This window comes from Sphingomonas bacterium, from assembly GCF_903643035.1.
In the GTDB taxonomy this organism is placed as follows: Bacteria; Pseudomonadota; Alphaproteobacteria; order Sphingomonadales; family Sphingomonadaceae; genus Sphingomonas.
The window spans coordinates 1-8,889 of record NZ_CAHJWW010000117.1 but is presented as its reverse complement, the minus strand read 5'-3'; the positions used below and the strand labels follow the sequence as shown (position 1 = coordinate 8,889).

Sequence of the window (8,889 nt, the reverse complement as noted above, 5' to 3'; positions counted from 1 at the left end):
TCCGGCGACCGGCCCCGCCGACCTCGACCGGATCGCGAGCGATTTCGCGAGCGGCGGCGTGCTGCCGGTGACGGTGGAGCGCGGCGGCCAGCCGACCGCGCTGTCGATCCCGATCGCGCCCGCCAAGTGAGGCGCATCCTCCTCGCCTCCGCGCTGGTCCTCGCGCCCGTCGCCGTCCCGTTACGGGCGGTGGCGCAGACCACGCTCAACGTGCGCGACGCGGACATGCGCGCGTTCATCGCGGACGCCGCGCGGGTGACGGGGCGTACCTTCATCATCGATGGCCGGGTGCAGGGCAAGGTGACGGTCGTCACCGACCATCCGCTCAGCCGGTCGGAGTATTTCGAGGTGTTCCTGTCGACCTTGCGCGCCAACGCGCTGGTCGCGGTGCCGACGGGCAACGGCGCGCTCCGCATCCAGCCGATCGACAACGCCGCCCAGGCACCGACGCGGGTCGGCACCGCGGGCGCGGCGCGCAACAGCCTGGTGACGGATATCGTGCGGCTGCGCTCGATCGACGCGGCGTCCGCGCTCGACACGGTCCGCCCGCTCGTCAGCCAGCAGGGTTCGGTGACGGCGAACCGCACGGGCAACACCCTGGTGATCGTCGACTTCGCCGACAACGTGCGCCGCGTGCGCGAGGTCCTGCGCCGCATCGACGGCGACAACCAGGCGAGCCGGGTCGTGACGCTGCGCAACGCCGGCGCGCGCGACATAGCGGCCGCGCTGCAGGGTTTCGCCGGATCGGGCGGCGGCGGCGGCGGGGGAGGTAGCGCGGCGGGAGCGGCCGCGAACGGCGGCGGCGGGCTGACGACGACCGTGTCGGCGGTGGAAAGCTCCAACTCCATCCTGCTGCGCGGCGATCCCCGGACCGTCGCGCGGCTGGCGGGCATCGCCGAACAGCTCGACCAGAAGGCCAGGAACGGCACGGAGATAAAGGTGGTGTTCCTGGAGAACGCCGACGCCGAGCAGATGCTGCCCGTGCTCCAGCAGCTCGTCGGCCAGACGCCCGACCAGATCCCGCAGACGACGCTGTCGCGCGGCAGCTTTTCCCAGGCATCGGCCAGCGGCTCCGCCGGCGGGACCGGCGCCGGGGTCATACAGCAGCCGGTGTTCCAGCAGCAGGCCGCCAGCGCCCCAGGCGGCGGCGGTGGGGCGAACGGATCGACCGCGGCGGTCCAGACCCAAGGTGGGCGGACGGCCGCGGTGGTGACGCGCTTCGCCGGCGCGAACGCCATCGTGATCGCCGGCCCCGTCGAGGTGCAGCGCCAGCTGGCCGACGTGATCCGTCAGCTCGATACGCGGCGCGAGCAGGTGGAGGTGGAGGCGGTCGTCGCCGAGGTGTCCGACGCCGTCGCCAGCCAGCTCGGCGCGCAGGTGCTGCTCGGCAACCTGAGCGGCGGCGCGTTCGCGGCGACCAGCTATTCGAACGCGGTGCCCAACCTCCTGACGATCGCCGGCGCGATCGGCGCGCGCCAGCTCAACACGACGACGACGACGATCAACGGGGCCACCGTCACCACCTCCACCAACTCGACGATCAGCGACACGCTCGCGCAGTCGGCGCTGTCCTCGATCCTGGGGTCCAGCGGCGGCTTCGTCGGCGCGGCGGGCAAGTTCGGCAGCACGATCCTGGGCGCGATCGTCAACGCGGTGAAGACCGACACCGCGTCCAACCTGCTCCAGACGCCGCACCTCATCACGCTCGACAACCAGCAGGCGCATCTGCTGGTGGGGCAGGAGATACCGATCACCACCGGCCAGGCGGTGTCGCTCGCGTCCGCGAACTCCGACAACGCGTTCCGCACGGTGCAGCGCGAGAACGTCGGCATCCAGCTCGACGTGAAGCCCCAGATCAACTCGTCGGGCTCGATAAAGCTGTACCTGCGCCAGGAGGTCAGCTCGATCGCCGGGCCGGTATCGGCGGGCAACCAGGAGCTGATCCTGAACAAGCGGGCGATCGAGAACACCTTCACGATCGACGACGGGCAGATCGTCGTGATCGGCGGGCTGCTGTCGGACGAGGAACGGCGGACGATCGAGAAGACGCCGGTGCTGGGCGACCTTCCGGTCGTGGGCAATCTGTTCCGTTCCAAGGCGCGGTCGCGAACCAAGACGAACCTGATGGTGTTCATCCGCCCGACGATCCTGCGAACGCCGGAGGACAGCCGACGGCTGACCGAGCAGCGGTACGGCTATCTCCGCTCGCTGGAGGGGGAGGCGCAGCCGGGGGTGGAACCGTCGATCGACCAGCTGGTGCGCGAATACGTGAACGCCTCGCCGCCCACCCCGCCCGCGCCGATGCGCGGGAACATCGAGACGCCGACGAGCGCGCTGCCCGTCGCGCGGCCGCTGGGGAGCGCCCCGGGGTCGCAGGCCGGGTCCGGGGACCGGCAGTGAGCGATCCGCGCGGCACGACGGCGGCGTTGCCCGATCCGCTGCCGCAGCTGGCGATCCCCTATGGCTTCGCGCGCCGGTTCGGCGTGGTGGTGGACCAGGGCGGCGTGGACGGGGTGCCGGGCATCGCGCTGCGCGAGGGCGCGGACCCCAAGGTGCTGATCGAGGTGCGCCGCTTCCTGGGCCGGCCGTTCGGCGTCGGCGTGGTCCCGCAGGCGGCGTTCGACCGGCTGCTGTCGGACCGCTACGCGATGGACGGTCAGGCGACCGCGATGGCGGCGGTCGGCATGGGCGACGAGCTCGACCTGCTGGCGGGCGACCTGCCGACCGCGGAGGACCTGCTCGACACCGCCGACGACGCGCCCGCCATCCGCCTCATCAACGGCGTCATCGCCGATGCCGCGCGCAACGGCGTGTCCGACATCCATATCGAGCCGTACGAGAGCGGCCTCGTCGTCCGCATGCGGATCGACGGCGTGCTGCGCGAGACGCTGCGCATGCCGCCGCACGTCGCGCCCGTGGTGGTCAGCCGCGTGAAGGTGATGGCCAGGCTCGACATAGCCGAACGGCGGGTGCCGCAGGACGGGCGAATGGGGCTGACGCTGGGGGGCAAGCTGCTCGACGTGCGCGTCTCGACGCTGCCGTCCAGGGCGGGCGAGCGGGTGGTGCTGCGCATCCTCGACAAGGAGAACGCCGGCATCGACCTGCCCGCGCTCGGCTTCCAGCCCGCGCTCCTCAAGCTCCTGACCGACACGTTGGCCGAGCCCAACGGCATCGTCCTCGTCACCGGGCCGACGGGCTCGGGCAAGACGACGACGCTCTATGCCGCGCTGCGCCTGCTCAACGACGGCAGCCGCAACATCCTGACCGTCGAGGATCCGGTCGAATACGCGGTCGACGGGGTGGGGCAGACGCAGGTCAATCCCAAGGTCGGCCTGACCTTCGCCGCAGGCTTGCGCGCCATCCTGCGGCAGGATCCGGACACGGTGATGGTGGGCGAGATCCGCGACCGCGAGACCGCCGAGATCGCGGTGCAGGCGTCGCTGACGGGTCATCTGGTGCTGTCGACCGTCCACACCAACGACGCGCCGGGCGCGATCACTCGGATGCGCGACATGAAGGTTGAGCCGTTCCTGCTCGCCTCGACGCTGCGCGCCGTGATCGCGCAGCGGCTGGTGCGGCGGCTGTGCCCCGATTGCCGGCGGCCGGTGCGCGCGGGCGATACGGTCGCGACATTGCTCGGCATCGAGCCGGAGGCGACCGTGTACGAGCCCGCCGGCTGCGACGGCTGTTCGCACACCGGCTACAAGGGTCGGATCGGCGTCTTCGAGGCGGTGCGCGTGGACGAGACGGTCCGCCGGCTCATCAACGACGGCGGCGACGAGGCGGCGATCGCCGCCCACGCCTTCGCCCGCTCCCCCAGCCTCGCGACCGCGGCGCGCGACCTGGTGCGCGTGGGGCAGACGACGGCGGAGGAGGCGGTGCGCGTGTCGCGGCGGGATGCGACGGACACGGTGGTCTCTTCTCCCTCTCCCCTTGTGGGAGAGGGAAGGGGCCCGCTCGCCGAAGGCGAGTGGGAAGGGTGAGGGCAGTGCGGCGACCTGCTTTTCACTCCCCCTCACCCTTCCGGCGCTGCGCGCCTCCCTCCCTCTCCCATAAAGGGGAGAGGGATTAAGTAGATGGCTGACTTCGACTATCTCGCCATCGATACGCGCGGCAACGAGACGCGGGGGCATGTCGCCGCCGCCGACCTCGACCACGCCCGCGCCGCGCTCGACCGGAAGCGGCTGTACGTCGTCCGGATCGAGCCGGGATCGCCGCCGCCGCCCCGCTCGCGGCCGCTGTTCGGGCTTCAGCTCGCGCGCGCGCGGATGTCGGGCAAACAGCTGACGCTGTTCACCCGCCAGCTCGCGACGCTCAACCGCGTCTCGCCGCTGGAGGAGTCCTTGCGCACCATCGTCCGCCAGACCGAGCAGGAGGGGGTGCAGGCCATCGTCGCCCAGGTCCATGCCGGCGTGGTCGAGGGTCGTCGCCTGGCCGATGCGATGGGCCGCGAGCCCAGGAGCTTCCCGCCGCTGTACCGGGCGATGGTCGCGGCGGGCGAGCGGTCCGGGTCGCTGCCCGAGATCCTGGAACGGCTCGCGGTGCTGCTGGAGCGGCAGGCGGAGATCCGGGGCAAGCTCGTCACCGCGATCGCCTATCCCGCGGTGCTCGCGGTCGTCGCGCTGGGTGTCGTCACCGCGCTGATGATGTTCGTCGTGCCGCAGGTGGTGGCGCAGTTCGACAGCGTCGGACAGCAGCTGCCATGGCTGACGCGCATGGTGATCGGTCTGTCCGACCTGCTGGTCGGCTGGTGGTGGCTGATGCTGCTGGTCCTCATCGGCACGGGGGTCGCCGCGTGGCGGCTGCTGAAGGACCCCGCGCTCCGGCTGGCGTTCGACACCGCGTTGCTGCGGCTGCCGCTGCTCGGCCGGTTGCTGCGCGACCTGCATGCGGCGCGGATGGCGCGGACCCTCGGCACGATGGTCGCGAGCCGGCTGCCGCTGCTCGACGGGCTGGTGCTGACGGGCGGGACGATCCACAACCGGCGGCTGCGCGCGGCGTCGGACGAGATCGTCGAGCAGATCAGGGGCGGCGGATCGCTGTCGGCGGCGATGCGGCGCGCGGGCGTGTTCCCGCCGCTGCTGACCTATCTTGCCGCATCGGGCGAGGCGGCGGGACGGCTGGACGAGATGCTGGAGCGCGCGGCGGATTACCTGGAGCGCGAGTTTGACCGCTTCACCGCCACCGCGCTCGCGCTGCTGGAGCCGGTCATCATCGTGCTGATGGGGGGTATCGTCGCCACGATCGTGCTATCGATCCTGCTGCCGATCCTGCAGCTCAACACGCTGGCGGGACAGTGAGTGAGAACGAAGATGACTGATCCTTCCGTCACCCCGGGCCTGACCCGGGGTCACGCTGCCTTTCCGGCGGCGCGAGAAACAAGCGGGACCCCGGCTCAAGCCCGGGGTGACGAGAAGAACGAACACGGCTTCGCGCCCGTGAGGCCTTCCGCCGAACACGGCTTCACGTTTCCGAGGCGTTCCGCCGAACACGGCTTCACGCTGGTCGAGCTGATGGTGGTGATCGTCATCATCGGGCTGCTCGCCGCGATCGTGGCGATCAACGTGTTCCCCAGCGGCGACAAGGCGCGCGCCGTGCGGGCCAAGGCGGATATCTCGACGATCGGCGCCGCGCTCGACATCTACAAGCTCCAGAACGGCAGCTATCCGACGACGCAGCAGGGGCTGCAGTCGCTGGTCAGCGCGCCGCCCGGCGGCAACCCCGCGACTTACCAGGCGGGCGGCTACCTTAAGGGGCGGATCGTGCCGCAGGATCCGTGGAACCACCCGTATCTCTACGCATCGCCCGGCCAGCACGGCGAGGCCGACGTATGGACGCTCGGCCGCGACGCCAAGGACGGCGGCGAGGGGCCGGACGCCGATATCGGCAGCTGGCAGTGACGTGACCCCGGACCGCCCCGCCGAACACGGCTTCGGGTCCCCGAGGCGTTCCGCCGAACACGGCTTCACGTCCTTCGTGCGCTCCGCCGAACACGGCTTCACGTCCTTCGTGCGCTCCGCCGAACACGGCTTCACGCCTCCGAGGCGTTCCGCCGAGCACGGCTTCATGTCCTTTGTGCGCTCCGCCGAGCACGGCTTCACGCTGGTCGAGCTGATGATCGTGCTCACCATCATCGGCATCGCTTCGGCGGCGGCGGTGCTGGCGATACCCGACCGGCACGGCCGGCTGGCGGACGAGGCCTATGTCTTCGCCAACCGGGTGCGCGCCGCGCACGACGCCGCGATCGTCGCCGGCCGGCCGATCGCCATCTGGGTGGCCCCCGGCGGCTATGGCTTCGACGAGCGCGCTGGCGGACGCTGGGTGGCGATGGGCGACGCCGCCTTGCGGGTCGCGCAATGGCAGGAAGGTACGCGGGCGACGATCGCGGCGGCGGGAGGGCGGGAGCGGCTGGTGTTCGACGACACCGGCCTCGCCGACCGTCCGGTGGACGTGCCGCTGGTGCGCGGGCGCTACACGATGCACGTCAGGGTCGCCGTCGACGGCGGCGTGCAGGTCGATGGATAGACGCCGCGCCCCGGCCGGCCCGACCGCCGGCAACGCCGGGTTCACGCTGATCGAGGTGATGGTCGCGTTGGCGGTGTTCAGCATCGCCGCGCTCGCGCTGCTCCGGCTGGAAGGGGCGACGATCCGCTCGACCGACACGTTGGGTCGCACGCTGGAAGCGAACTTGGTCGCGCGCAACGTCGCGATCGAGGCGATGACCGATGCCCGTCCGCCGACGCTGGGGTCTGGCGGCGGGATCGCGGCGGAGGGCGGTCGGAACTGGACGTGGACCCGGCTGGTGTCGCCTACCGGCGACCCGCGAGTGCTGCGCATCGATGTGACGGTGGTCGATCCGCGCGGGCAGCAACTCGGCCGGATCACCATGATCCGCCCGCCGGCGGTCGCGACGACGTGATCGCCGGCCCGGTGTCCTCCAACTTCCGTCCGTCGAACCCCGGCTTGAGAGGCGCAAGGCGTTCCGCCGAACACGGCTTCGGGTATCCAAGGCGTTCCGCTGAACACGGCTTCACGCTGGTCGAGCTGATGGTCGCGTTCATGATCTTCGGCATCCTCGCCGCCGCCGGGGTCGCGCTGCTGGGGTTCAGCGTGCGGGCGCAGGGCGCGGGCGCGGCGCGGCTCGACGACCTGTCGGGGCTGGAGCGGACGGTCGCGGTGCTGTCGGCGGACTGCGCGCAGGCGCTCGTGCGGCCGGTGCGCGATGCGAACGGCGTGCCGCTGCCCGCCTTCGTGGGCGAGAGTGGAGGCGGAAGCGGTGGCGGGGGCGGGTCCGGTGTCGTGCCGATGCTGCGGCTGGTGCGGGGCAGCTGGAGCAACCTCGACGCGGCGCCTCGCCCGAGCCTTCAGAAGGTGGAGTACCGGGTCGAGAACGGTGCGCTGCTTCGGATCGCCTCGCCCGAGCTGGACGGCGCCGCGCCGATCGCGCCCGCGGTGCTGCTGGCGCACGTCCGCGCCGCGACATTGCGCTATCGCTATGCGGGTGCGTGGACGGATCGGTGGGACGGGGCGGGCGGGGTCGCGCTGCCGCAGGCGATGGAACTGGCGCTGCTGCGCGACGACGGCAGGACGTATCGCGCGTTGTTCCTCGTCGGCACCGGCTATGGCGCCCCTCCCGCCGCCACGACCCCCGGAACCGCCGCCGGAACAGCCGCCGGAACCGCCAATGCCCCGGGCTGAGCGCGGCCATCCCGACCGGGAACGCGGCGCCGCGCTGCTCACCGTGCTGCTGATGGTGGCGATCATCGCGGTCCTGGCGGCGGCGGGGCTGGAGAAGCTGCGCCTGTCCACCCGGATCGCGGGCAACGCCGCCGCGACCGAACAGGCGCGCGCCTATGCGCTGGCGGCGGAGACGCTGGCGATCGTGCGGATCGACGGCCTGCTCCGGCAGCAGCCGGACCGGATCACGCTGGCGGGCGGCTGGAGCGGGCACCCGTTCTCGCTGCCGCTGCCCGGCGGCATCGCGACCGCGCGCGTCACCGATGGCGGCAACTGCCTGAACCTCAACGGCCTCGTCACCCAGGTCACCGACGGGCCGGCCGCCGGCGCCTACCGGGCCGCCCCTGGCCAGATGGCCGAGTTCGCGCGGCTGATCCGGTCGCAGGGCACGCCCGGCCAGCTCGCCGACACGATCGCCGCGGCGACCGCGGACTGGATCGACACCGACGCGGTAGAGCTGCCCGGCGGCGCGGAGGACGGGCGCTACGCCGACGGCGAACAGCCCTATCGCACCGCCAACACGCTGATGGCCGATCCCAGCGAGCTGCGGGCGGTGGCAGGCGTGACGCCGGCGATCTACGCGTCGCTGCGCCCCTATATCTGCACGCTGCCGGTGCCCCGACCCTCGACGCTGAACATCGACACGCTGCTGCCCGAACAGGCGCCGCTGGTGGCGATGCTGGCGCCCGACACGATCGGCGTGGGTCAGGCGCAGACGGCGCTGGTCGCGCGACCGCCGCAGGGGTTCGCGTCGGTGGGCGATTTCTGGAAGCAGGCGGCGCTCGCCGGCGGCGCCAACACCGGCGAGGCGCAGGGAAGGACCGGCGTCCTCACCCGCTGGTTCACGCTCGACATCGACGTCGGCCTGGGCGGGGTCACGCGGCTGCGCGAACATGCGCTGGTCGACGCCACCCGGCTTCCGCCGCGGCTCGTTTCGCGGCAATGGGGGGAGGACTCGTGAGCGACACCACCCTTCTCTTCCTGCCGTCGGGCGACGAAGGCTATCGCTGGTGGCGGCTCGCCGGCGACCGCGTGGTCGCGCGCGGCGAGGGCGTGCCGCCGATCGATCCGGAGGGCGAGACCGTGGCGGTGCCGCCGGCGGACATGGTGACGCTGCACTGGGCGCAACTGCCCGACCGGAGCGCCGCGCAG

At 72.0% G+C, this 8,889-nt stretch carries 8 protein-coding genes and 1 pseudogene; all 9 read left to right on the top strand.

What is annotated here, in order from left to right; translation table 11 throughout:
- Positions 1-126: 126 nt before the first annotated feature.
- Positions 127-2,400 (top strand): type II secretion system secretin GspD, encoded by a 2,274-nt coding sequence (gene gspD, locus HUV01_RS08755; RefSeq protein ID WP_174297906.1) that lies wholly within the window; start codon positions 127-129, stop codon positions 2,398-2,400.
- Positions 2,397-3,983, top strand: coding sequence for a GspE/PulE family protein (locus HUV01_RS08750; protein WP_174297905.1), 1,587 nt, complete (start codon positions 2,397-2,399; stop codon positions 3,981-3,983). The genes gspD and HUV01_RS08750 overlap by 4 nt, the downstream gene beginning before the upstream one ends.
- Positions 3,984-4,076: 93 nt before the next feature.
- Positions 4,077-5,300 carry a type II secretion system inner membrane protein GspF gene (gene gspF, locus HUV01_RS08745; protein ID WP_174297904.1) on the top strand — a complete coding sequence of 408 codons (1,224 nt, stop codon included), beginning with the start codon at positions 4,077-4,079 and terminating at the stop codon, positions 5,298-5,300.
- A 138-nt stretch (positions 5,301-5,438) separates the two neighbouring features.
- Positions 5,439-5,900: a type II secretion system major pseudopilin GspG gene (gspG, locus tag HUV01_RS08740; protein ID WP_302480036.1), complete on the top strand. Its 462-nt coding sequence runs from the start codon at positions 5,439-5,441 to the stop codon at positions 5,898-5,900.
- Position 5,901: 1 nt separating this feature from the next.
- Positions 5,902-6,525: a prepilin-type N-terminal cleavage/methylation domain-containing protein gene (locus tag HUV01_RS08735; protein WP_174297902.1), complete on the top strand. Its 624-nt coding sequence runs from the start codon at positions 5,902-5,904 to the stop codon at positions 6,523-6,525.
- Positions 6,518-6,919 (top strand): type II secretion system minor pseudopilin GspI, encoded by a 402-nt coding sequence (gspI, locus tag HUV01_RS08730; RefSeq protein WP_174297901.1) that lies wholly within the window; start codon positions 6,518-6,520, stop codon positions 6,917-6,919. Before HUV01_RS08735 ends, gspI begins: the two co-directional genes overlap by 8 nt.
- A 44-nt stretch (positions 6,920-6,963) precedes the next feature.
- Positions 6,964-7,698: a type II secretion system minor pseudopilin GspJ gene (gene gspJ / locus HUV01_RS08725; RefSeq protein ID WP_254606514.1), complete on the top strand. Its 735-nt coding sequence runs from the start codon at positions 6,964-6,966 to the stop codon at positions 7,696-7,698.
- Positions 7,685-8,698 carry a type II secretion system minor pseudopilin GspK gene (gene gspK / locus HUV01_RS08720; protein WP_174297899.1) on the top strand — a complete coding sequence of 338 codons (1,014 nt, stop codon included), beginning with the start codon at positions 7,685-7,687 and terminating at the stop codon, positions 8,696-8,698. The genes gspJ and gspK overlap by 14 nt, the downstream gene beginning before the upstream one ends.
- A pseudogene (locus HUV01_RS08715) lies at positions 8,695-8,889 on the top strand (type II secretion system protein GspL); the annotation flags it as partial. The gene gspK and the pseudogene HUV01_RS08715, both read left to right, overlap by 4 nt.

Excerpts from the sequence above, each read along its gene's own strand:
- gspK (WP_174297899.1), top strand. The coding sequence starts at position 7,685 with ATGCCCCGGGCTGAGCGCGGCCATCCCGACCGGGAACGCGGCGCCGCG.
- gspF (WP_174297904.1), top strand. The coding sequence starts at position 4,077 with ATGGCTGACTTCGACTATCTCGCCATCGATACGCGCGGCAACGAGACG.
- gspI (WP_174297901.1), top strand. The coding sequence starts at position 6,518 with ATGGATAGACGCCGCGCCCCGGCCGGCCCGACCGCCGGCAACGCCGGG.